The following is a 23,477-nucleotide window of genomic DNA, read 5'->3' as shown; positions in this document are numbered from 1 at the left end:
ATATATTTTTAAAAATATCATAATGAGTGATACACACTAGCCGGCAACAGTGGAGTTTGAGAGTTGGGCTTCAATTTCGGGTGTTGATAACGAAAACTCATAATTAATACCATTCCGCTTAATTAAGTGGTCTATTTTGAGGCAATAAAACCGCGTTGATAACAAGGCAAAAATTTAGTTATTTAGTTGTTCTAAATCAGAAATTTTTAACGCAGGTAGCGACTGGTTTGATCACTCAAAATGATTAAGTATTTTTGCGGATTGGTATAAAACACGTATCAAACTCTAAAAGTGATTCAACTAAATAGCTAGATTTATTTTTTGTTTATATCTTACTGGAGGATTTAACAGGCGGTGTTTTATTTTTTCTGTACATGTGAATGAGTTATTTAGTACTTAGTTAAGTTCTATTTAGTTAAGTACTACTTATTTAGTACTTAGTTAAGTACAAAGCCATGTCACTTTATACTTTCAATTTATGTCATTTTTTACTTCAAACGACACCCAAGAAGAATTTGGGTGGCAGTCTTACCAGCCACATCTCGGCACACACGTCACACGCTGTGGCTGCTCCCTTCCGGGCCTGACCAGGTTCACCTGCTAGTGTTGCGAGAGGACCAATAAGACTACCATTGAGGGCCTTGTTTGGCGCGGGAGGGATTATCTCTACTTTTGGCTCGTTATTCAAGGGGTATTCGAAAAAGAAAGTGCGATTGCATACTTGGTATACAATCGCACTGTATTTAGGGGCTTTTATACTTACTTTTCAAGTTCAGCTTTTATGTTACGCAATGCTGCTTTTACTTTTTTCATATTTTCTGGGCCCATACGCAATAATTGTTTTTGCGCATCGGGTAAGTTTTCCCACTCTGAATAAGCATATTGATAAGTCACTGAGTTACGCACTAACGGCATATCACCTTTGGGTTCTGGGGTATCGAGTAGTACATCAATCGCTTCTTCAAGTGTTTGCGTAAAGGCATCACCTTGATAACCAATTTCTGCGTATGCTTCATTAATAAGCGGTTTGTATTCGTCATAAATACGAATCGCTTGTGCAGCACTTAAGCTGGTAAATAATTTTACATACGGGGTGTAACGCTCATAACTATTTGGGTCAATCGTTAAAATATCCCCTTCGATAACCATGAATGACTCTTTAGGGCGCTCAACGGGCGCATGGCTCAATGCAACTTTGCCTTTGGCTAGGTTATCAACATAAACCACACCACGACGAATAAGATCATCGGTCACCATTAAACTCATGACTTGATCTGTTAATAATTCATCCATTCGGGCCACCACGACCTCATCACTGTCGTTTAATGTAGGCAAAGGCTTAACCTCTGGCTCAGGTTCAACAGCTCGTTGCTCTGGGCGTTCAACCGCAACAGGGTCTGGGGTTGGCTCTGTTACTACGGGTTCTGGCGCTGGCTCGTTATATTCAGCCATTGGCGTTTCTTCGATAACAACGTCTTCGACTACTTGCGTCGGTTTGTCGTCTGGCTGTAAAAAAATAAACGCCGCAACACAGGCTACAATAATAACAATAACAACTGCAAAAATGAGATTGTTATTCCCAGGACGCTTTTCTAATTCGGTATCTGACGAATGCTCTGACATACACACTCCCTTAATATAAAAAACAGACAAAAAAACACGACAAAATTAATATTACCAGTAAGGTAAACTTTGCTTCTTCTAGCTTAAAGACTTACAGTTGATAAATAAAGTAAAGACGCACAACGATTTAAATGCAACCATGAGCAGTAAGTTAAAAAAAACACAACACTCAAAAATCGCTTTATTATTAACAGGTGGTGGTGCCCGAGCGGCTTATCAAGTGGGTGTGCTTAAAGCCATCACACAAAGTATGCCTCGTACTGCGCCTTTACCTTTTACCATTATTAATGGGACATCAGCCGGCGCAATTAATTCCGCTGCGCTTGCCTGTTATGCTTCTTGTGCTCACTTAGCAAGTAAAAAGCTTGAATGGGTATGGCGCAATTTTTCCACCTCGCAAGTTTATAAAAGTGATTTTTTAAGTGTATTTTCACACCTCACTCGCAATATTTTAACGAGCTTTCAGTCTGAACATATTAACCACCCACCCGCAAGCTTGTTAAATAATCAACCGTTAAGAAAGCTGCTTAACGAGATACTCGATTTAGCACGCATTGAGCGTAATCTTCACAAAAACTACCTTGATGCGGTATCAATCACAGCCTCTAGTTATACAACGGGTGACTCTGTGGCGTTTTTTCAGTCGTTAACCCAACAGCCTTGGCAGCGAGCTAAACGCGAGGGACAAGCGACCCGCATTAATGTTGAACACTTAATGGCATCCAGTGCCATTCCAATGGTGTTTCCAAGTGTTAATGTGTACAACCATTACTTTGGCGATGGTTCAATTCACCAATTGTCGCCGTTAAGTCCTTCTGTGCATTTAGGGGCTGAAAAAATATTTATTATTGGTGTCGATGCACCCAAAGAGTTGCACCCACCTGGTTATCAACCCCACTATCCGGGACTGTCTAATATTGCAGGTCACCTGTTAGATAGTGTTTTTACCGACACATTGCAGTCTGATTTAGAACGTTTACAGCGTATTAATCGTACGCTTGGGTTATTACCAGCGCGTGACAAGCACCAAGAACTGAAACAAATTGAAACCTGTATTATCAATCCATCACAAAACTTTAATATGATTGCTGCGCAGTATTACGATGATATGCCATTAGCTATTAAAGTGTTGCTGCGCATGATCGGGGTGAAAAAACGTTCTCAATCCAGTTTAACGAGTTACTTGTTATTCGAAAAACGTTACACCCAAAAATTGATCGAGATTGGTTATCAAGATGGGCTTAAAAAACTGCCAGAAATACGGAAATTTTTAGAATTAGAGTAACTGATCTGTTAGTCTAATCCATCAAGTAAAAAGCGTTCAACGCGCTCTACCCTGCGTGGTTTGCCTTGCAATACCAAAATATCACCGGCGAGCAAAACCGTTTGCTCTGAGGGCGATTCTATTTCACGGTCTTGACGACGTAATGCACGAACTGATACTCGGCGCTGCTCAAGCTTAAGTTCGCTTATCATGTGATTCACAGCGAATGCGTGTTCAGGTAAAGCGATAACATGTAAGTACTCTAATCGGTCTGAGCTGCTTTCTTCGCTGTCGAGTTTATCACCGGTAAAAAATCCATTTAAAAACTGATAACGATTGCGGCGCTCTTTGCTCACTCTGCGAATAATACGGGTCATTGGTACACCCGACATATACAGTACGTGTGATACGAGCATTAAACTTGCTTCAAGGGTTTCTGGTACTACTTCTGTGACACCTAACTCTTTTAGGGTTTCGAGCTGAGAGTCGTCACGCATACGTACGAGTATCTTCACGGTGGGTGCAATTTGTTTTATCGCATCTACCACGACTTGCGTCTGCTCAAAGTCTGTAAACGTTATGATCACTAAACGAGCACGTTCAACCCCTGCAGATTTTAAAATATCTTTTTGTTTTACATGACCAAATATAATTGGCTCACCTGCGGCTTTTGCTTCTTGCAATAAAATGGGGTTGCTTTCTATTGCAACGTACTCAATGGCTTCGGGCTTTAAAAAGCGAGCGATTGTTTGCCCTACCCGCGAAAACCCACATATAACAACATGGTTATGATACAAGGGGCTGCTATTCGCTGGCTGTTGCCAATACTGCCCTGGCTGAGAAAGCAAACCCAAACGCTTTAGTAAAACAGGTGTTTTTTCAATAAGGTAAGGGGTCAGTGCCATAGACAACACGCCTACCGCAATTAAAAATGAGGCTTGCTCTGAGCTTATCAATAAATGCTGTGAAGCGAGTGCAATCAACACAAAGCCAAATTCGCCCATTTGCCACAGCATAATACCTGCTGCAACGGCATCTTGCTTTCGCTCGCCTATAAGCTGTGCAGAAATAGCCAGAACCGCAATTTTAAAAAATAATAAACCGACTAATACCGCAATAATCCAATACCAACTTTGCAACACATACAAAATATCTAATTGCATTCCTACGGTAACAAAAAACAGCCCCATTAAAATATCGCGAAACGGTCTAATATCGGCTTCTAATTGGTGACGATACTGGCTTTCACCGAGCATCATACCAGCCAAAAACGCTCCAAGCGCCATAGAAAGACCAAACAAATACGTTAAACCGGCTGCAAACAATGCCACTAACAATGTGGTGAGCACAAAGAGCTCGTCGGTTCTAACAAGCGCTATTTCTCTAAAGACTTTAGGCAGTACCCACTTGCCTATTGCCCATAACAAAATACACACAAAAGCACCTTTGGTTAATGCAAAGGCAAGTGCGCCAACAATTTCATCAGAGCCACTTTGAGCAAGTAAGGGGTAAATAATTAGTAAGGGCACGACAGCGATATCTTGAAACAACAACACGCCAATTGCTAACTGACCACGCCGCTGATTTAACTCACCTGATTCTTTGAGTAACTTCACGACCACTGCCGTTGATGATAAAGCCATTAAGCTCGCAATCGTAAAGCTATTAAGTAGGCTGTACTCAAGTAACAGTAAAATCAACATGAACACTAGGCTTGTGATCACCACTTGCAGTGACCCTAAGCCAAATACAATATTGCGCATTGCCATTAAGCGCGGTACTGAAAACTCAAGCCCTAAACTAAACAGTAAAAAAACAATGCCTAGCTCAGCTACAAAGTGCATTTCGTGGCTTTGTGCCATCCAGCCAATGCCATGACTCCCCGCTAATAAACCCGTTGCGAGGTACGCCAGGATAGGAGGTAAGCCAATTCGCTTGAAAAACCAAACAAAAATGACCGCAGCTACGAGTAACCCAAAGGCTTGAATCAGCACATTTTGCAAGCAATTACCTCCTTCTACTTAATGATAAAGCCGAACCCTCGTTTAAATATAGCAACCATATGTTTTTCAGCCAGTTTAAAAAAGTGGCACAAATTTCGCTTTATTAAGGAGTATCTAACACTCCGGGGGGAGAACAATCATGGAAAATGTCCATATTTTGACGCAGCGAGTGACTGCAAGAGGCGACTTTATGCCGTTTTCGGCAGAACGTTACCGAATAAGTGAACAGCACAATACACATGACTTAGTGACAAAGTTACAAACAACCCTGTCTATTGAGGGGATTTTGACTATTTTTGCCGAGCATGCAAAACAGCTCATCAATTTGTCTGGGTTGCAGTTTCAATCGGCTTTGGGTGTGTCTGAAAGTGTTGACAGCGATACCACGCACACTCCCTACTCGTTTGATTTAGATTTAGAAAGTGAGCGTTTAGGTCAGCTAATTTATTTTAGCCAATTTCCTATGGGGCAAGCTATCGAAACCAAACTACAGCAATTACATGCTGCGCTTGTTTACCCGCTTCGTAATGCAATTATGTACACACGTGTATTACGCTTGGCAACAAAAGATGCACTAACGGGGTTAAATAACCGTAGTCAATTTAATGACAGCTTGGCACAAAGACTAGAGCGTTGTCGCCGTCAGCATCGTCCATTTAGCTTAATGTTGCTCGATTTAGACAACTTTAAACAAGTGAACGACAATTTCGGTCATAAAATTGGCGACGACGTACTACAAGAATTTGCTAACGTTTTACGTAACTGTGTACGAGGCACAGATTCAATTTTTCGCTTTGGTGGCGATGAATTTGCGCTGTTAATTGACGACCCTGAATTTACCACTAACAAAGTCATCGCAGATCGCGTTATGCGTTTAGTCTCGCAATCAAGCTTAATGGCCCAATACGCTGTAACATCGAGCATAGGGTTTACGCTTGCGAATAACCAAGACTGCGAAAATGAAGTGTTTGCCCGCGCAGATAAAGGCCTATACCGTGCTAAAGCCGCGGGTAGAAACTGCGCAAAAGCGTACTAAAAGTCACATTTTTAAAGCGCAAAACAATACGCAAATATCGTTACGAAAAGCCTAGCTTCCCCGCTCGGCTTTTTTGTAGCCAATTTATAACCGAGTAATACCAACCAAAAACCTGAAAAAAAACCGCTCAGTAAATAAAGTAAAGCTGCCATGGTCGTTAATGGCGACACAACCACGAGAGCGAGGGGTGTTAACACCCCTAAAATAAAAAACACGCCGCCTTTGCCTGACCAATACCCTAACAGCAATAACGAGCACGCAACGCCCCCCGCTAGTGCATAAAACAAGGTACTCATTTCAAGCTCAGCAAACAAAAAACCGGCAATAACCGCAACTATAATCGACACAATAAAACCCAGCGGTGCTTTATTAACTAGCGATAAACCAACATGAGCCTGTTCACTCATTTTCACTCTCCCAAAAAATGCCTTCATCTGAACTGTGCGTAGCACTGATAAAATAGCCAACCACTTGAACAAGCTGATCATTATAAAAAATAAGCGGCACTTGTGCACGAACCCAAGGAGCGACCTTCGCATCTTTAAACCAATGTTTGAGCGTATTTGACCCCGGCTTTTTAAGCGGCTTTATGCGCGCTTGCGGGCAATTAAACACCACTTTCACCTGCTCATCAGCCGTTGGCAATCGAATTCCTTTACCTGTTTTAAATCTTAAAGTTCGGCCATCCGATAAGGTTACGGTTTCAAGATTTATATCACATGATTTGGGTATTGGCTGTTCTGTAACGAAATACCAGTAATGTTGATGGCGACGAACTTGTCCGCTCGCTAAACAGATTTTTAATTGGGCATCGGCCTGTGCGTTTAAGCCCTGTTCAATAATTTGCTTAAGCTGATTTTCAGAGGGCATTTGATGTGTAAATTGCTTGAGCCACGCGCGCACAAGGTTTGCTTTACGCGTATCAGAAAAACCTTCAACCGCACAACAGCTTAAACCGCCGTGTTTATTTTGACAGTGCGCAAGGTCTGTTTCTGTGTATTCATCTAACAGTGATTGTTGCTGCTGTAATAAGCGAATACTGCGCGCAGCACTTTTCTCAAAGCCCTGAAAGCGGTCGTTTAAAACGGGGATCACCTGATGACGTAAAAAATTACGGTCAAAGCGCTCGTCGCTGTTTGAGTCATCTGTAATATGTTGAATTCCACGCTGTTCAGCAAATAGCTCTATTTGCTGGCGTGTCACATTAAGCAAGGGTCTAAAGCAAACACGCCCAGATGACAACACTCTTTGCTGCTGCATTGCACTTAACCCTTGCAAGCCTGAGCCACGCTTTAGGCGCAAAAAGAACGTTTCAAGCTGATCATTTAAATGCTGACCTAGTAACAACACGCTGCCTTTTGGACTATGCGTATCGAGCGCATCATAGCGTGCGTCTCGGGCTTGCGCCTCGAGGCTGGTTCGTGCTTGTGTTTCAATGTTCACTTTTATTGCTTTAAATGGCACTGCAAGAGAGCTGCATAACGTTTCACAAAATGATTGCCACTGCCCTGCATATTCACTCAAGCCATGATTTACATACACAGCATCTACACTCAGTGCCGTATTTTCACGGTGTAATTCAGCCATTAAATGCAAAAGCACCACAGAGTCGACACCACCAGACAAGGCAACAGTATACGCCTTGTGCCCCTTTGTAATTAAAGGCTCAAGTTCTTTACGAAAATCGGTATAAAGTGGCAAAGTTAACATCGACTGGCACGCTTAAAATAAATTGCGTTGTATTATAAAACAAAAAAAGCCGCAAAAGCGGCTTTTTCATCATTATGCTAATTAGCAATAACCAAACGACATTAAACGTTTGTAACGCTGATCAAGCATTTCATCAAGTGACAAGCCTTGTAAATCAGCTAAATCGCGCTTTAGTTGATTTTTAAGGTTACGCGCCATTGCATCGTAGTTACGATGTGCGCCACCCAGCGGCTCTTCAATCACGTTGTTGATTAAATCTAGTTCTTTAACACGTGCAGCTGTTACACCCATTGCTTCTGCAGCGATAGGCGCTTTATCTGCACTCTTCCAAAGGATTGATGCACAACCCTCTGGTGAAATTACTGAGTAAGTGCTGTACTGCAACATGTTTACGCGGTCACCCACGCCTATTGCCAATGCCCCACCCGAACCACCTTCACCAATAACAGTACAGATCGTCGGTACTTTTAATGCAGCCATCACTTTAAGATTACGTGCAATCGCTTCTGATTGACCACGTTCTTCTGCGCCAACACCTGGGTATGCTCCCGGCGTGTCGATAAATGTCATGATAGGCATTTTGAAACGCTCAGCCATTTCCATTAAACGTAATGCTTTACGGTAGCCTTCTGGTTTTGGCATACCAAAGTTACGTTTGATTTTTTCAGCTGTATCACGCCCTTTTTGCTGACCAATAACCATGACTGGTTGGCCTTCAAAACGCGCAACACCGCCTAAAATAGCGGGATCGTTAGCAAAAGTACGGTCACCTGCTAGTTCGTCAAATTCCGTGAAAATGCGCTCGATGTAATCACGAGTATAAGGACGCAACGGGTGACGGGCTAACTGTGAAACCTGCCAAGCACCTAACTCAGAGAAAATTTTCTCTTTCATTTCAGCGCTTTTTTCTTTTAATCGACTGACTTCCTCTTCTAATCCAAGGTCTAATTCGCCAGCGCGGCTTACATTTTGTAACTCTTCAATTTTTGCTTCTAATTCTGCGATTGGAAGCTCAAAATCAAGATAATTGAGGCTCATGCTCTAAACTACCTAATTAATTAAATTCTAGTTCTACATCTTGCGCCGCCATCAGTGATAACTTGTGAATTAAGTCATCACTAGGCGTAACACACCATTCGGTTCCTAACGTAATCTCAGCCAACGCATCAGGACGTTGATAGAATACTTTAATAGGACACGTGCCAAACTTATAAGGTTCAAGCACTTTTTGTAAATTATCGAAGAAGTTCGCCTCGATCTGCACCATATTCAGCGTCATTTTAATCGCTTTTATACGCTTTTCTCGCGCTTGAGCAATGGTGCATATGTCTCTGGCGGTCATTGTAATGCCACCGGAGAAGTTATCAAAGCTGACCTGTCCAGATATTACCAAGATATTGTTAACTTGCAGCATATCTTGGTACATTTCAAACTGTTCTGGGAATAAGCGTACATCAATACGGGCACTCTTGTCATCTAAAGTTACAAGACCCCAACGATTTCCCTTTTTATTTATGAGCGTACGCGCCGCAATGACTAAGCCTGCAGCGGTTGACTGCACATCGCGATTCGTTGGCTGCAAATCAACCAAACGCCCCGAAGTATAATATTTAAGCTCTTTTCGGTACTGATTAATCGGGTGGCCCGTTAAATACAGCCCTAACGTTTCTTTTTCACCGTCTAACCATTCGTTATCCGTAAGGTCTGGGGCTTTAATAAAGGCTTGTTCAACTTCGTCTGGCTCTGTGGCTAATAAACCAAATAAATCAGCCTGACCAAGCGACTCCGCTTTATGGTGCTGGTCTGCCGCTCGCATGGCATCTTTTAAACTAGCTAACAATGTTGCGCGACCAGGCTGTGTTTTATCAGGGCCTAACTGATCCAGCGCCCCCGCATAAATAAGTTTTTCTACTACGCGTTTATTTAAACGTTTTAAATCAACGCGAGCGCAAAAATCAAATAAGTCTTTAAACGGGCCGCCTTCTTTACGCGCTTCTAAAATGGCTTCTACTGGGGCTTCACCCACCCCTTTAATCGCACCAATACCGTAAACAATTTGGCCTTTTAAGTTAACCGTAAACTTGTACTCACCCGCATTTACATCAGGCGGTAGCAAGGTTAACTTCATGTTTTCACATTCGTCGACCAAGGTAACAATTTTATCGGTGTTATCCATATCAGCCGACATTACGGCCGCCATAAACTCGGCCGGATAATGCGTTTTCATCCACAGAGTTTGATACGACACCAATGCATAAGCAGCGGAGTGAGATTTGTTAAAGCCGTAACCTGCGAACTTTTCGACCAAGTCGAAGATTTTTATCGCTAGTTCGCCGTCAATACCGTTCTTTTCTGCACCTTCTTCGAAGGTTGAACGCTGCTTGGCCATTTCTTCAGGTTTTTTCTTACCCATTGCACGGCGAAGCATGTCTGCGCCACCAAGGGTATAGCCTGCCAGTACCTGCGCAATCTGCATTACCTGCTCTTGATACAGGATGATGCCGTAGGTCGGCTCTAATATTGGCTGTAAGCTTTCATGTTGCCATTGTACATCGGGGTACGATATTTCTTCACGCCCATGCTTACGGTCGATAAAGTTATCTACCATGCCTGATTGCAGTGGACCCGGTCGGAATAATGCCACGAGTGCAATCATATCCTCAAAGCAGTCGGGTTTTAGACGACGAATAAGGTCTTTCATGCCGCGCGATTCTAGCTGGAAAACCGCGGTCGTCTCAGCGCGGAGCAATAAGTCAATGCTGGGTTTATCATCAAGCGGGATAGCATTGATATCAACGGGGTCTTTACCTTCGCGCGCTAAACGCTCGTTGGTCATGTCGAGCGCCCATTGCAAGATGGTTAATGTTCTTAAACCTAAGAAGTCGAACTTAACCAAGCCTGCGGTTTCAACGTCATTTTTGTCAAATTGAGTTACCGGGAACTTGCCTTCATCGTCGCAATAAAGTGCAGCAAAATCGGTGATCGTGGTGGGTGAAATTACCACCCCCCCTGCGTGTTTACCGGCATTACGTGTACACCCTTCAAGAATGCGACACATGTCGATAAGCTCTTTTACTTCTTCGTCACCGTCATAGGCTTCTTGTAAACGCGGTTCTACATCAAACGCTTTCGCAAGCGTCATACCGGGGTCGCCAGGGACTAGTTTTGATATGCGATCGACAAACCCATAAGGGTGGCCAAGTACACGCCCCACATCACGAATAACCGCTTTTGCAGCCATGGTCCCAAAGGTGATAATTTGCGATACCGCGTCGCGGCCATACAATGCCGATACGTGATCAATCACTTCATCACGTCTGTCCATGCAGAAGTCAACGTCAAAGTCGGGCATGGATACACGTTCAGGGTTCAAAAAACGTTCGAATAGTAAGTCAAATTCAAGCGGATCTAAGTCGGTAATTTTAAGTGCATATGCAACCAACGAGCCCGCACCCGAGCCACGTCCCGGTCCCACTGGAATATTGTTATCCTTACTCCACTGGATGAACTCCATTACGATTAAGAAGTAACCCGGGAACCCCATTTGGTTAATTACATCGAGCTCGATTTGTAAGCGCTCATCGTATTCTACGCGCTTTTCTTTTCGCTCTTCTTCATCGGGGAATAAAAACTGCAATCGCTCTTCAAGACCATCTTTCGATACTTTAACTAAGAATTCATCGATTTTGAGCGAGCCCGTTGGGTAATCGGGTAAGAAATAGGTGCCCAACTGTACGGTTACGTTACAGCGTTTTGCAATTTCAACGGTGTTTTCGAGCGCTTCAGGAATATCACTAAAGAGCTCAGCCATTTGCTCAGCTGTTTTTAGGTATTGCTGATCAGAAAAACGTTTTGGTCGGCGCTTATCTTCAAGGGTGTAACCATCATGAATTGCAACACGAATTTCGTGGGCTTCGAAGTTTTCAGGTTTTAAAAACACCACCTCGTTAGTGGCCACCACGGGCAGTTGTTCTTGGCTTGCTAATTCTACCGCTAAATGAAGGTAATCTTCTTCAAATGGGCGCTCAGTCCGAATAAGCTCAATATAATAATGGTCACTAAAGTGTTGCTTATAGAAACTCACCACCGACTCAATCAGGCCGGCATTGCCTTTAAGTAATGCTTTGCCTAAATCGCCATCTTTTGCGCCTGATAAAATTATGAGGCCATTTTTGAGCCCCACCAGCCATTCACGGTCAATCACGGGACGATGAAAAACATGCCCGCGTTGATACGCTTTAGAGATTAATAACGTGAGGTTTTTATAGCCTTCGTTATCTTTGGCTAAAATAGTTATTCGGCATGGTTCATCTTCGAATTCTGGGCTTCGTAACCAAAAATCAGCTCCCACAATTGGCTTAATTCCAGCGCCATGTGCAGCCCCATAAAAACGCACCAAACCACATAAGTTCATCTGGTCTGTTATGGCCAGCGCTGGCATTTGTAGCTCTTCTGCTTTGGCAACGATTGGTTTTGTTTTTGCGAGGCCATCCACCATTGAGAAATCAGAATGAACACGTAAATGAACAAATTGCGGCGCAGGCATTAGCGTTGCTCTCCTTTTGACGCCAAAATGCGCTGCACAGGTTTAAAGCTTTTGCGATGCTCATTAATAGCACCATACTGTTCTAGTGCAGCAAAATGCGCTTTGGTTGGGTAACCTTTATGTCCTGCGAAGCCGTATTCTGGATAGCGTTTATCGAGTTCAATCATTTCGTCGTCTCGGGCCACTTTCGCAAGAATTGATGCAGCCGAAATCTCTTCCACTAAGCTGTCGCCTTTAACTACCGCTTGCGCAGGTATGGTTAATTGGCTAGGAACGCGATTACCGTCAATAAATACAAACTCAGGTTTTACACTGAGTCCTTCAACCGCACGGCTCATTGCCAGCATAGTGGCATGTAAAATATTAAGCTCGTCAATCTCGCTTGGGCTACAACGACCAATGGCATAACACAGGGCTTTTTCTTTGATTTCTGCGGCTAAAAGTTGGCGTTTTTTATCCGACAATTTTTTTGAGTCGGCAAGTCCCACAATCGGTTTTGTAGGGTCGAGGATCACCGCGGCGGTTACTACGTCACCAACGAGCGGGCCACGTCCTACTTCATCAACACCGGCAATATAATTTACATGTGGTCGATCAATCTGCATTTAGTAACTCCGCGACTGCTGTTGCAGCTTGTTCGTTGGCATTTAACCTAATTTCTTTATGAATCGCTAAAAAGCGTGCTTTTAGTTCACTATTATCTGAATTTAACATAGGTGTGAGTGCATTTGTTAAATTATCAACATTACATTCTGTTTGTAGGTACTCGGGGACAAGCTCTTCATCGGCCAGTAAATTCGGTAGCGAAAAGTACTTGATGTTAAAGGTAAACAGCGTTTTAAATATCCAATAGCTCATTGGCTTTATTTTATACCCTACTACCATTGGCTTTTTATAGAGCATGCCTTCTAATGTAGCGGTCCCTGAGGCAAGTAAAATCGCATCGGCAGCTTGCATAGCAAGATTTGACTGGCCGTCGAGTAACTGTAATTTTAAATGAGGGGCTGTTTTTTCTAGAATGTCACAAAACTGAGTTTTTCGTTTTTCGTTAACGAGTGGTACCACTATTTTCAGTGCTGGGTTTTCTGCCTGTAGTTTAGCGGCGGTCTGAATGTAAGTGTCACTCAAAAGACCCACTTCTGAGCCTCGGCTGCCCGGTAAAAGCGCCAATACTTTGTCTGAATCTGATAAACCGAGTGCATTACGCGCTTTGCTCTGATCATGCTCCAGCGCAATATCATCAGCCAGCGTATGACCAACAAATGTGCAAGGCACGTTGTGTTTGTCATAAAATGCTTTTTCGAATGGTAATAAAGCCAACACTAAATTAGTTGCTGCGCTGATTTTATGAATACGCTTTTCACGCCACGCCCAAACAGAGGGGCTCACATATTGAATTGTTTTGATACCCGCTTCTTTTAGCGGCTTTTCAACACGTAAATTAAAGTCTGGCGCATCGATACCAATAAACACATCAGGCGGATTATCTATAAAATGTTGCACGAGCTGTTTGCGAATTTTTAATAAGCGCGGTAAGCGCCCCAACACTTCAACCAGCCCCATTACCGACAACTCATCCATATCGAATAACGTTGTACAACCCGCAGCTTGCATACGCGGCCCTGCAATTCCTTCAAAAATAGCATCTGGGAAACGTACTTTAAGTGCTTTAATGAGCCCTTCACCTAAAATATCACCTGATAACTCACCTGCCACCAAGGCAATACGTAACGGCTTTGTTTGTTCTTTCATTCGTTGATAATTCGCAACTTTCTGCACTAATAAAAATGAGTTTACCGTGTTTTAGCAATCGGATAAATGTCACAGAGTTAATAAATACTAGAAATTAAAATTGCGATTAAAAGTTGCTCTAAAAGCCGTTTATAAAATAGATAAAAACAATGCCAGCACAGGGGGCTACTCACTTTTGAGTAAGTCAAAGGGGTTGAATTAGTAATTAATTACTTTCTTAAACTATAGATTAATCATTTGAAATATTTAGTTTTTATCTCTAACCTGTAGAATTAACGAACAATCGCTATCATATTAATTTCCTATTTTCTATTGACTAAAATAGATACAAGGTTAATATTCACGAAGTTTCAGTAATTACTGAAACTTTGAAAGATATTTTTTTTGTCGTGTCTACCGCACCCTTTAATAAGGAGCTAAACAATGATAGATGAAACATTTGTGGATCTATCGCGATTGCAATTTGCAATTACTGCCCTCTTTCACTTTCTATTTGTACCACTCACTATAGGTATGACGTGGATTTTGGTGATCATGGAATCCGTTTATGTGATGACAGGTCGTGAAATTTACCGTGATATGACTAAATTTTGGGGTAAGTTGTTTGGTATAAACTTTGCGATTGGTGTGGCCACTGGTCTCACTATGGAGTTTGAGTTTGGTACTAACTGGTCTTATTACTCTCACTATGTGGGTGATATTTTTGGCGCTCCTCTGGCTATTGAAGGGTTGATGGCGTTCTTTTTAGAATCGACCTTTGTCGGCATGTTTTTCCTTGGTTGGGAGCGACTCACAAAACGCCAACACCTTGCAGCGACCTTTTTAATGGCTTTAGGCACCAACCTTTCGGCATTGTGGATTTTGATTGCCAATGGTTGGATGCAGAACCCTGTGGGCGCAGAGTTTAACTATCAAACCATGCGCATGGAAATGACCAGCTTTGCGGAGCTAGTATTCAACCCAGTCGCACAGGTTAAATTTATTCATACGGTGTCTGCCGGTTATGTCGCGGCTTCAATGTTCGTACTCGGCATCAGTAGTTGGTACATACTCAAAGGTCGTGATTTGGCCTTTGCGAAACGTTCATTCTCTGTTGCATCAGGTTTTGGCCTTGCCTCTATTTTATGCGTTATTTTACTAGGAGATGAGTCTGGTTATGAAGTAGGCGAAGTGCAAAAAGTTAAACTGGCTACAATCGAGGCTGAATGGCACACAGAAGAAGCGCCCGCAGCATTTACACTGGTAGGTATTCCTGACTCTGAACAGCAAGTCACCCATGCAGCGGTTAAAATACCTTATGCGTTGGGCATTATTGCGACACGTTCGATTGATGAACAAGTCACGGGTATCAAAGATTTAGAAAAACAACACGAAACACGTATTCGTAACGGTATGCAAGCATACGAGTATCTCGAAAAATTGCGTGGTGGTGATGACTCCGCCGAGAACATTGCCAAGTTCGATACACTTAAAGCTGACCTCGGTTATGGTCTGTTGCTTAAACGCTACACCCCTAATGTGGTTGATGCCACAGAAGCGCAAATTCAGAAAGCGGTGAAAGACTCATTTCCGAAAGTGGGGCCCATGTTTTGGTCATTTAGGATAATGGTTGGCTGCGGTGTGATTATGTTAGGGGTCTTTGTACTGGCCTTTTACTATAACGCCAAACGCGTTATAGAGCATAAGCGCTGGTTACTCTGGGCCGCCGTGTGGAGTATTCCATTACCTTGGATTGCTATTGAGTTTGGTTGGATTGTTGCTGAATATGGACGTCAACCATGGGCAATTTCAGAAATATTACCCACATTTTTAGCAACCTCCTCGTTAACGGTAAATGATTTGCTGATCAGCATTACGGGCTTTATTGTATTTTACACCGGTCTAGCAACCGTTGAAGGTTGGTTGATGCTGCGCTTTGTTAAACAAGGGCCTAGCTCTTTGCACACAGGTAAATATCATCATGAACTCATTAAAGAAGACTCGCTAGCAGGCCAAGGAGTACAGTCATGATCTTTGATTACGAAACACTAAAATTAATCTGGTGGGTATTAATCGGTGTGCTCTTGATTGGCTTTGCTGTTACCGATGGCATGGATATGGGGGTGGCTATTTTGCTCCGCCTTGTTGGCAAAACAGATATCGAGCGCCGAACCGTTATCAATACCATCGGGGCTCACTGGGATGGTAACCAAGTGTGGTTTATTACCGCTGGGGGTGCATTATTCGCTGCATGGCCTATGGTGTATGCTGCTGCATTCTCAGGCTTTTATTTTGCAATGATGCTGGTCTTATTTGCGCTGTTTTTCAGACCACTTGGGTTTGATTATCGCTCAAAAATTGAGTCAGCCCGTTGGCGAAATAACTGGGATTGGGGCTTGTTTGCAGGCAGTTTTATTCCTGCACTCGTATTTGGGGTTGCTTTTGGTAACCTACTGCAAGGTGTGCCTTATCATATTGACGATTTATTACGTGTAAGCTATCAGGGCTCATTCTTTGCTTTACTTAATCCATTTGCCATTGTTGCTGGCTTAATAAGTGTGCTTATGTTGGTTGGTCACGCGGGTATGTGGCTGCAACTTCGTACCGATGCAGACGTAGCCAAACGCTCAGCACAATATGGCCGATATGCACTTATGGCGTTTATTGTATTGTTTGCTTTGGCCGGTGTTTGGGTATCGCAAATTGACGGTTATACAATCGTCAGCATGGGCGACACTCAAGGCTATGCGAACCCTCTGGCTAAAACAGTAACGCAGGCACCTGGTGCATGGCTTGATAACTATACAAAAATGCCACTAACGATGCTTTTCCCAGCGCTAACATTTGTGATGGCGGCACTGGCTATTGTGTTATCTAAATTACAAAAGCCTGCGTTAGCACTTGTTTCATCAAGCATCATGTTGGCTGGAGTTATTTTAACAGCAGGCATGTCAATGTTCCCGTTTATTATGCCTTCAAGCAACAACCCAAATATTAGTCTTACTATGTGGGATGCGGTTTCGAGCCATATGACCCTCAATGTTATGTTTGTTGTTGCCATTATTTTTGTTCCTTTAATTTTAACTTACACGACCTGGTGTTATGTGAAGATGTGGCGAAAAGTCACTATCGCTGAAATCGAAAACAACACTCACGGTAGCTATTAAGGAGATTTAATTATGTGGTATTTTGCCTGGATATTAGGTGTTCTATTAGCCTGTACACTTGGGGTAATTAACGTGATGTGGTACGAATTTCATCAACATAAAGATTCTATCGCTGATGATGAGCTAGAGCTGTACGCGAGACTCAAAAACAACGATGACAACTAAACCCCGACCAAATCGCGCGCAGCAGCAAACGCTGCGCGCTTTTTTAAAGCAGTATAGTCAGTCCGCTTCTGGGCTGCTTAAATTAAGCATTAGTCTGGGCACTTTCAATGCCCTGTTAATGATTGCCTCTTGTTACTTACTTGCAAATACCGCGCATCAAGTCATGTTTGAACAAGCAAACTTGCAAGCCGTAAGCCCTTTATTATGGCCTCTTGCTGGGCTAATTTTAGTTCGTGCTTTGTTGGTTGCGCTAAGTGAACGCGTGAGTAACCTTGCCGCGTTAAAAATAAAAAACGTGATGCGAAATACATTGCTAGAAAAGCTCAGCAAACTTGGGCCAGCTTACAGTGAACAAAAAGGTCACGGCGCTACACTTAATACCTTACACAATGGTGTTGAAGCACTGCATCAATATTACGCCAACTATATTCCAAGTGTGGCTTACAGTGCACTTATTCCATTCGCAATATTAGTGGTGATTTTTCCAACCGATTACAAAGCGGGCCTCATTTTCCTATTAACAGCCCCGCTTATCCCATTTTTTATGATTTTAGTGGGCCATAAGGCTGAACAGTTAAACCAAGAGCGTTGGCAACAGCTAGCGGTACTAGGAAATTACTTTTTTGACAGATTACAAGGACTGACTCAACTCAAGCTCTTTAATGCAACCAAGCGTGAGCTAAATAGCATAAGTCAGATTTCTGATGATTACCGTGGTGCGACCATGGGGGTGTTGAAAGTCGCCTTTTTATCATCTTTCGCCCTTGAGTTTTTAGCCACCATTAGTGTTGCCCTTGTTGCCGTTATCATTGGCTTTAGGCTGTTCTTTGGCACCCTCGACTTTGCCACTGGTTTTGTGGTGTTATTACTGGCTCCTGAGTTTTATTTACCGCTTAGGCAAATGGGCACCCACTACCATGCAAAACTTGAAGGTATCAGCGCTGCTGCTGATATGGTCGAGATTATTAATCACAGTGAAGCAGATGATCACACGGGTACATCCCCTCTCCCATTACCACTTGAAGACATAAAATTAACCGCACTTAGCTATCACTACCCCGAAACAAACGAAGGGGTGACAGATATCAATTTAACACTACCTAACACGGGTTTAATTGCATTTGTTGGCGAAAGTGGCTCAGGAAAAAGTACTTTATTTGACTGCCTATTAGGTTTTCATCATCACGCTAACCACGCCATTAGCATCAACGGGCAACCCTTAAGTGACACGGCTTTAAGTGATTGGCATGCACAGCTTGCATGGATCCCTCAACACGCCACTTTATTTTACCGAAGTGTTGCCGACAACCTGCGTCTAGCCAAACCTGATGCATGCCAAGACGAGCTCATTGAAGCCGCCAGTAAAGCGGGCGCACTTGAATTTATTAACGCTTTACCACATGGCTTTGATACCTTACTGGGTGAGCAAGGTGAAGGCCTCTCCGGTGGGCAAAAACAGCGCATAGCGCTTGCCCGTGCATTTTTAAAAGATGCCCCAGTTCTACTACTCGATGAACCTACAGCACATTTAGACAGCCAAACAGAGCAGCTTATCAACCAAGCAATCTGTGAATATGCGAAAAATCATTTAGTCTTGGTCATTGCTCACAGACTTAATACGGTAAAGCACGCTGATACCCTTTACGTAATGCAGCAAGGCAGCATTGTAGAGTCGGGCCGTTATAAACAACTGGTCAACGATGCGGGGCTATTTGCAAAACTGGTAAGTCGAGGTGAAGCCCATGCATAATTTTGTACGCTTACTTAAACTATGCAAACCGCATGCTGGCATGCTGTTACTGGGGGCTTTTTTAGCAAGCTTAACCGTGCTGGCTAATGTGGGTTTACTGGCTATTTCAGGCTGGTTTTTAGCCGCGATGGCTGCCGCTGGCATTGCCGGTGTGCAGATGAACTATTTTACTCCAGCAGGCGTGATCCGCTTTTTAGCGATTGTACGAACCGCATCGCGTTATGGCGAGCGTATGATTACACATAACGCGACATTTTTATTATTGAGCGAGATTCGCGTAAAAATGTTCGCAACACTGAGTCGGCTCAATAATGTCGATTTAGCAATGAGCCGCAGTGCCGATTTAGTCAATCGATTACAAAACGATGTCGACGCGCTTGATAAGTTTTACTTAAATGTGCTGCTACCAATCATCGTTGCGCTTTTTACTATCCCAATTGTGATGGCGTTTATGGCAGCGTATAACGCCGACGTTGCATTGCTATGCTTTATTTCATTAATGGTTATAGGGGTGCTACTCCCCGCTTTACTAAGCCGTAAACTTCATAAAGAAGCGCATGTCGAAACACAACTTAGTGCAGAATTAAGAGCTGAACTTGCCGATACATTAAAAGGGGCAAGAGAGCTTGCTGTATATCAAGCACAAAACGCTCAACTCACGCATTGTGATTCTTTAAGCCAACAATACAATGCTCAGCTCTATAGCCGCCATAAAGCGGTTGCAAACAGCAATGGTTTAAGCACCTTGGTTATTCAACTGACTATGCTGGCAAGTGTGTTTATGATTATTCCATTGGTTTCTCTGGGCACCATGAAAAACGTTGAACTGGCTATGCTGGCGCTATTTGTTCTAGCAAGCTTTGAAACTGTACTCACCCTGCCTACAGCGTTTATAGAATTACCTCTGACCTTAAGCGCCGCAGAGCGCCTGTTCGTACTTGAAGACAATCACAGCAAAGCCAATACACAGCAAAATGAAATAGACAATCAATCAGCGCTCGGTCTTACGTTAAGTAATGTCAGTTATCAATACGCTGGAAGCACACGTAAGGCACTTAATAACATCAACGTGTCTGTCTGTGCTGCAAGCAAGGTTGCGCTGGTTGGTGCCAGTGGCAGTGGTAAAACCACGCTTGTTAATTTACTCACCGGTCTTTGGCCACTGCAATCAGGCTCTTTAAAGCTGACCACAGACGAGCACAGTTTTGAGCTTGAGAGCATGACACCTTCAGCACGCTTTAAACAACTGACAATTGTTGCGCAGCAGCATCATATTTTTGATGGCACTCTGCGTGAAAACCTACTCTATGCAGCGCCTGATGCAACAGATGAAATGCTTATTCAAGCCTGCGAACAAGCAGAACTCAGCTCTTGGCTTAACAATTTAAAGGCCGGGCTCAATACCCGTTTAGGCATAGCAGGTAGAAAGCTGTCGCACGGTCAATCACGCCGTATTGCAATTGCTCAAGCCATATTAAGGCGCGGTAATTTAGTCATTCTTGACGAACCGACAGAAAGTTTAGATAACCACACTAAATACCATTTGCTTAATACACTTGAGACAGTTTGGGCAGATAAAACGATGCTCACTATTACCCATGACCCAGCCATGCTTAGCCGGGTTGATAAGGTCATTTGGTTAGAGCAAGGGAAAATAAGAGCAGTGGCCACTCATGCAGAGTTGCTTGCAAACGAAGCTGATTATGTTGAGCTGATCACGCGTTTTTAATCGAGCTGCTCAACCGTAACGTCAATCACACCGTGCTTTAAGGAAGCAATTTCTGAAAACGCCTGCTTAGATAAATCAATAATGCGACCGCGAATAAATGGGCCGCGGTCGTTAATGGTAACAATCACACTTTTGTTGTTGGCAAGGTTCGTCACTTTGACCCGTTTGCCAAACTTAAGTGTTTTATGAGCAGCACTCAAGGCTTGTTGATTAAAAGCCTCCCCGCTTGCTGTCGTTCGACCATGGTACTTGTCAGCGTAATAACTCGCTTTACCTTTTTCTATCGCGCCCTTTGGTACGGAAGGTGCGCTACTACAGCCACTCATTAGCAAGGTCGCTAACACTAAAATAAAGAGTTTGTTCATATTGATTGTCCTTTTTAATCAATAAATTTAGCAAATCATTGCTTAGTAAAACCTGAACTACAAATACAAAAAAGCCACCTGTCGGTGGCTTTTCGTCTATCGCTATTGATTAGCGAATGATTCCGCGCTCAGAACTTTTCACAAAGTCGATCATAAGCTGAACGGCTGGGTATTTTGCTGCATCTTCGCTGAGTTCAGCGATTGCCTCCTCTACACCTAGGCTCTTACGGTAAAGTGTTTTATACGCACGGCGTGTTGCCATTATTTCATCACTTTCAAAGCCACGTCGTTTCATGCCTTCTGTATTGATAGCAACGGGTCCTGCTGGGGTACCAATCGTTGTAACAAACGGTGGAACATCTTTGTTAACGCCTGAATACATGCCAACAAATGCATGTGCACCCACTTTACAAAATTGATGAATACCCGAGTTACCAGCAAGGATAACCCAATCACCAATGTGTACATGGCCTGCAACAGATGCATTATTAGCAAAAATAACGTTATCGCCAATGACGGCATCATGCGCAACATGGGTGTACGCCATAAACAAGTTATTGCTACCAATTTTAGTAACGCCTTGGTCTTGGATAGTACCACGGTGGATTGTTGCACATTCACGAATTACGTTGTTATCACCGATAATTAACGTAGTTGGCTCATTAGCATATTTTTTGTCTTGGCAAGCTTCACCAACCGATGCAAATTGAAAAATATGGTTACCAGAACCTATTGTCGATGGGCCTTTAACAACCACATGAGACTCAATGATACAGTTATCACCAATTTCTACATCATTACCAATGTAGCTGTATGGGCCAACTGAAACATTATTTCCAAGCTTCGCACCTGGTTCGATTATCGCCGTAGGATGGATCACTGTTAAAACTCTCTTCTCGCACACATGATTTCGGCAGTACACACTACTTTGCCGTCAACTTTTGCTTCTGCTGCAAATTTCCATATATTGCGGCGCTCTTTTACAAACTCTACATGCAAATGCATCGTATCGCCAGGTAAAACGGGTTGCTTGAATCGCGCATTATCAATCGCAGCAAATAAATAAAGTTCATTTTCGCTACGGTTTTCAACTGTTTTAAAACCGAGTAAACCAGTCGCTTGAGCCATTGCTTCTAAAATCAACACACCTGGGAAGATTGGTTGATTAGGAAAATGTCCCGTAAAAATAGGTTCATTCACTGTTACATTTTTAATAGCATGTAACGACTCGCCTGGCGTGTAATCTAGTACACGGTCAACAAGCAACATCGGATAACGATGCGGAAGTAAACTCAAGATATCTTGGATATCAAGACTATTTAATTCATTTGCCAAAATAGCTTCCTTATTTGTCTTCAATATTGAGTGACTTTGTCAGTGACTCAAGTGCTTTAATGCGGTCTTTCATATCACCTAAATTACGGATATGGGCGATACTGCGTCGCCATTCTTTATTGGTTAGATGCGGTAAACCAGATGAGTAGATCCCAGGTTCAGTGATTGCCTTTGTCACCATACTCATGCCCGTGATTATAGCACCATCGCATACGCTAATGTGACCATTAATTGCGACCATGCCACCAATCTGACAATTCTTACCAATCACAGTACTGCCAGCAAAAACAGTGCAACCAGCAACGGCTGTACCTGAACCGATCTCGACATTATGCGCTATTTGACATTGATTATCGATAATTACATTACTATGGATGAGTGTGTCGTCAAGTGCACCACGGTCAATGGTGGTCGATGCCCCAACTTCAACTTTATCACCTATAATAACGCGACCCAGCTGCGGAATTTTCACCCACTCGCCACGCTCATTTGCATAGCCAAACCCGTCACTGCCGACCACGGTATTCGCCTGAAATAAGCAGTCACTGCCAATTTCAACGTCGTGGTAAATAGTGACATTAGCCCAAAGCTTAGTGCCTTGACCTATTTTTGCATTTTCGCCAATGAAACAACCTGGGCCAATTTGCACATCATTTGCAATCACGGCACCGGCTTCAATCACGACGTTAGCAGCAATCGCGGCATTATCACCAATTGAGGCTGAATCGTGAATGACTGCACTCGGATGAACACCTGTCGAAGCAGAGCGTGGCGTCGTGTCCATTAATTGAGCTAGCTTGGCGTAGCACACGTACGGGTTAGCAACAATAATCTTGTTACCCGCAAAATACTCAGCGTCGGCAGGTGATAAGATCACCGCACTGGCTTGTGTATCATCTAATTGCGAGCGATATTTCTTGTTCGCTAAAAATGCAATATGCCCAGTACGGGCATTTGCAAGTGTTGATATTTTTTTAATCTCTGTAGCGCCATCACCCTGAAGTTCGGCGCCCAGAAGATCCGCAATCTGCGAAAGCGTGTAGTTTTGCATAT

19 protein-coding genes and 1 other RNA gene are annotated in these 23,477 nt (G+C 43.2%); 7 read left to right on the top strand and 13 right to left on the bottom strand.

The window, feature by feature from the left end; genetic code table 11:
* Positions 1–526: 526 nt before the first annotated feature.
* An RNA gene (ffs, locus tag D0907_RS05725) (signal recognition particle sRNA small type) lies at positions 527–623 on the bottom strand.
* 136 nt (positions 624–759) lie between these two features.
* Positions 760–1,623, bottom strand: a complete 864-nt coding sequence (locus tag D0907_RS05720) for a DUF3014 domain-containing protein (protein WP_118844141.1) — start codon at positions 1,621–1,623, stop codon at positions 760–762.
* Between the two features lie 139 nt (positions 1,624–1,762).
* Between D0907_RS05720 and D0907_RS05715 the strand changes: the two genes are divergently transcribed.
* Positions 1,763–2,908: a patatin-like phospholipase family protein gene (locus D0907_RS05715; RefSeq protein WP_036971648.1), complete on the top strand. Its 1,146-nt coding sequence runs from the start codon at positions 1,763–1,765 to the stop codon at positions 2,906–2,908.
* Between the two features lie 8 nt (positions 2,909–2,916).
* Here the strand turns inward: D0907_RS05715 and D0907_RS05710 are convergent, their stop codons facing one another.
* Positions 2,917–4,890 carry a monovalent cation:proton antiporter family protein gene (locus D0907_RS05710; protein ID WP_118844140.1) on the bottom strand — a complete coding sequence of 658 codons (1,974 nt, stop codon included), beginning with the start codon at positions 4,888–4,890 and terminating at the stop codon, positions 2,917–2,919.
* 139 nt (positions 4,891–5,029) lie between these two features.
* Between D0907_RS05710 and D0907_RS05705 the strand changes: the two genes are divergently transcribed.
* A complete protein-coding gene (locus D0907_RS05705; RefSeq protein WP_118844139.1) occupies positions 5,030–5,926 on the top strand; it encodes a GGDEF domain-containing protein in 897 nt (298 codons plus the stop codon).
* A gap of 11 nt (positions 5,927–5,937) precedes the next feature.
* Here the strand turns inward: D0907_RS05705 and D0907_RS05700 are convergent, their stop codons facing one another.
* The 6 genes from D0907_RS05700 to lpxB all read right to left on the bottom strand — a co-directional run bounded on the left by D0907_RS05700 (position 5,938) and on the right by lpxB (position 13,934).
* Positions 5,938–6,333 (bottom strand): hypothetical protein, encoded by a 396-nt coding sequence (locus D0907_RS05700; protein ID WP_118844138.1) that lies wholly within the window; start codon positions 6,331–6,333, stop codon positions 5,938–5,940.
* Positions 6,326–7,636, bottom strand: coding sequence for a tRNA lysidine(34) synthetase TilS (gene tilS / locus D0907_RS05695; RefSeq protein ID WP_118844137.1), 1,311 nt, complete (start codon positions 7,634–7,636; stop codon positions 6,326–6,328). Before tilS ends, D0907_RS05700 begins: the two co-directional genes overlap by 8 nt.
* Positions 7,637–7,717: 81 nt before the next feature.
* Positions 7,718–8,674, bottom strand: coding sequence for an acetyl-CoA carboxylase carboxyl transferase subunit alpha (gene accA / locus D0907_RS05690; protein WP_036969697.1), 957 nt, complete (start codon positions 8,672–8,674; stop codon positions 7,718–7,720).
* A 16-nt stretch (positions 8,675–8,690) separates the two neighbouring features.
* A complete protein-coding gene (gene dnaE / locus D0907_RS05685) occupies positions 8,691–12,182 on the bottom strand; it encodes a DNA polymerase III subunit alpha (RefSeq protein WP_074988618.1) in 3,492 nt (1,163 codons plus the stop codon).
* Complete coding sequence (rnhB, locus tag D0907_RS05680; RefSeq protein WP_118844136.1) at positions 12,182–12,787, bottom strand: ribonuclease HII; 606 nt, start codon at positions 12,785–12,787, stop codon at positions 12,182–12,184. The genes dnaE and rnhB overlap by 1 nt, the downstream gene beginning before the upstream one ends.
* Positions 12,777–13,934, bottom strand: coding sequence for a lipid-A-disaccharide synthase (gene lpxB, locus D0907_RS05675; protein ID WP_036969702.1), 1,158 nt, complete (start codon positions 13,932–13,934; stop codon positions 12,777–12,779). The genes rnhB and lpxB overlap by 11 nt, the downstream gene beginning before the upstream one ends.
* A gap of 423 nt (positions 13,935–14,357) precedes the next feature.
* Here lpxB and D0907_RS05670 point away from each other — a divergent pair, with 423 nt between their 5' ends.
* The 5 genes from D0907_RS05670 to cydC are packed head-to-tail and all read left to right on the top strand — an operon-like array spanning position 14,358 to position 20,724.
* The gene (locus D0907_RS05670) at positions 14,358–15,944 is read left to right on the top strand and encodes a cytochrome ubiquinol oxidase subunit I (RefSeq protein WP_036969704.1); all 1,587 of its coding nucleotides are present in this window, start codon (positions 14,358–14,360) and stop codon (positions 15,942–15,944) included.
* Positions 15,941–17,080: a cytochrome d ubiquinol oxidase subunit II gene (cydB, locus tag D0907_RS05665; protein ID WP_118844135.1), complete on the top strand. Its 1,140-nt coding sequence runs from the start codon at positions 15,941–15,943 to the stop codon at positions 17,078–17,080. Before D0907_RS05670 ends, cydB begins: the two co-directional genes overlap by 4 nt.
* Positions 17,081–17,092: 12 nt before the next feature.
* The gene (cydX, locus tag D0907_RS05660) at positions 17,093–17,245 is read left to right on the top strand and encodes a cytochrome bd-I oxidase subunit CydX (protein ID WP_036969707.1); all 153 of its coding nucleotides are present in this window, start codon (positions 17,093–17,095) and stop codon (positions 17,243–17,245) included.
* Positions 17,235–18,995 carry a thiol reductant ABC exporter subunit CydD gene (gene cydD / locus D0907_RS05655; RefSeq protein WP_118844134.1) on the top strand — a complete coding sequence of 587 codons (1,761 nt, stop codon included), beginning with the start codon at positions 17,235–17,237 and terminating at the stop codon, positions 18,993–18,995. The genes cydX and cydD overlap by 11 nt, the downstream gene beginning before the upstream one ends.
* On the top strand, positions 18,988–20,724 hold the full coding sequence (gene cydC / locus D0907_RS05650; RefSeq protein ID WP_065979756.1) for a thiol reductant ABC exporter subunit CydC: 1,737 nt from the start codon (positions 18,988–18,990) through the stop codon (positions 20,722–20,724). The genes cydD and cydC overlap by 8 nt, the downstream gene beginning before the upstream one ends.
* Here cydC and D0907_RS05645 read toward each other — a convergent pair.
* The 4 genes from D0907_RS05645 to lpxD all read right to left on the bottom strand — a co-directional run bounded on the left by D0907_RS05645 (position 20,721) and on the right by lpxD (position 23,475).
* Positions 20,721–21,095, bottom strand: a complete 375-nt coding sequence (locus D0907_RS05645) for a septal ring lytic transglycosylase RlpA family protein (RefSeq protein ID WP_118844133.1) — start codon at positions 21,093–21,095, stop codon at positions 20,721–20,723. The genes cydC and D0907_RS05645 overlap by 4 nt on opposite strands.
* A 103-nt stretch (positions 21,096–21,198) precedes the next feature.
* Positions 21,199–21,969: an acyl-ACP--UDP-N-acetylglucosamine O-acyltransferase gene (gene lpxA, locus D0907_RS05640; RefSeq protein ID WP_036969713.1), complete on the bottom strand. Its 771-nt coding sequence runs from the start codon at positions 21,967–21,969 to the stop codon at positions 21,199–21,201.
* A gap of 2 nt (positions 21,970–21,971) precedes the next feature.
* Positions 21,972–22,424, bottom strand: coding sequence for a 3-hydroxyacyl-ACP dehydratase FabZ (fabZ, locus tag D0907_RS05635; RefSeq protein WP_036969715.1), 453 nt, complete (start codon positions 22,422–22,424; stop codon positions 21,972–21,974).
* A gap of 10 nt (positions 22,425–22,434) precedes the next feature.
* Positions 22,435–23,475, bottom strand: coding sequence for a UDP-3-O-(3-hydroxymyristoyl)glucosamine N-acyltransferase (gene lpxD, locus D0907_RS05630; protein ID WP_118844132.1), 1,041 nt, complete (start codon positions 23,473–23,475; stop codon positions 22,435–22,437).
* Between the last annotated feature and the right edge of the window lie 2 nt (positions 23,476–23,477).

This window comes from Pseudoalteromonas lipolytica, from assembly GCF_003515105.1.
GTDB classification, from domain to species: domain Bacteria; phylum Pseudomonadota; class Gammaproteobacteria; order Enterobacterales; family Alteromonadaceae; genus Pseudoalteromonas; species Pseudoalteromonas lipolytica.
This window is presented reverse-complemented; position numbering and strand designations above follow the sequence as displayed.

Coding starts and splice junctions, on each gene's coding strand:
- D0907_RS05720 (WP_118844141.1), bottom strand. CDS start 1,623: ATGTCAGAGCATTCGTCAGATACCGAATTAGAAAAGCGTCCTGGGAAT.
- D0907_RS05715 (WP_036971648.1), top strand. CDS start 1,763: ATGAGCAGTAAGTTAAAAAAAACACAACACTCAAAAATCGCTTTATTA.
- D0907_RS05705 (WP_118844139.1), top strand. CDS start 5,030: ATGGAAAATGTCCATATTTTGACGCAGCGAGTGACTGCAAGAGGCGAC.
- D0907_RS05700 (WP_118844138.1), bottom strand. CDS start 6,333: ATGAGTGAACAGGCTCATGTTGGTTTATCGCTAGTTAATAAAGCACCG.
- tilS (WP_118844137.1), bottom strand. CDS start 7,636: ATGTTAACTTTGCCACTTTATACCGATTTTCGTAAAGAACTTGAGCCT.
- accA (WP_036969697.1), bottom strand. CDS start 8,674: ATGAGCCTCAATTATCTTGATTTTGAGCTTCCAATCGCAGAATTAGAA.
- dnaE (WP_074988618.1), bottom strand. CDS start 12,182: ATGCCTGCGCCGCAATTTGTTCATTTACGTGTTCATTCTGATTTCTCA.
- rnhB (WP_118844136.1), bottom strand. CDS start 12,787: ATGCAGATTGATCGACCACATGTAAATTATATTGCCGGTGTTGATGAA.
- lpxB (WP_036969702.1), bottom strand. CDS start 13,934: ATGAAAGAACAAACAAAGCCGTTACGTATTGCCTTGGTGGCAGGTGAG.
- D0907_RS05670 (WP_036969704.1), top strand. CDS start 14,358: ATGATAGATGAAACATTTGTGGATCTATCGCGATTGCAATTTGCAATT.
- cydB (WP_118844135.1), top strand. CDS start 15,941: ATGATCTTTGATTACGAAACACTAAAATTAATCTGGTGGGTATTAATC.
- cydX (WP_036969707.1), top strand. CDS start 17,093: ATGTGGTATTTTGCCTGGATATTAGGTGTTCTATTAGCCTGTACACTT.
- cydD (WP_118844134.1), top strand. CDS start 17,235: ATGACAACTAAACCCCGACCAAATCGCGCGCAGCAGCAAACGCTGCGC.
- cydC (WP_065979756.1), top strand. CDS start 18,988: ATGCATAATTTTGTACGCTTACTTAAACTATGCAAACCGCATGCTGGC.
- lpxD (WP_118844132.1), bottom strand. CDS start 23,475: ATGCAAAACTACACGCTTTCGCAGATTGCGGATCTTCTGGGCGCCGAA.